Consider the following 293-nt stretch of genomic DNA (forward strand, 5'->3'; position numbering starts at 1 on the left):
TATCCATTTGCTAAACTATGTGTTTTTACACCATTTACCGCTTTTTGAATGCCAGATACACTAGATACACCCATTGCATTTATATTTGGATTGTTTTGCAATTGTTGCGATAGCTGAGAAGCAAAAGCTTCCTTATTGGCATAGCTAGTCCCATCTTTTTGTTGCACAATCCCTGCTTGTTCGGCAGCTTTCTGCGCATGATTTTTAAATCCTTGCACTTTTTGACTCAAGTGTTTGTTCCATGCAGCCTCTTTTTCTTGTTGTGGTACATCTGCAGGGAATTGCTTCATGAA

General features: G+C 38.9%; 1 protein-coding gene. It reads right to left on the bottom strand.

From position 1 onward, the window contains the following. Positions 1–293, bottom strand: a 293-nt coding sequence (locus tag FOT98_RS30485) for a hypothetical protein (RefSeq protein WP_144291231.1), incomplete at both ends; no start/stop codon positions are given.

It is taken from the genome of Bacillus sp. HY001, from assembly GCF_007558965.1.
GTDB lineage: Bacteria > Bacillota > Bacilli > Bacillales > Bacillaceae_G > Bacillus_A > Bacillus_A mobilis.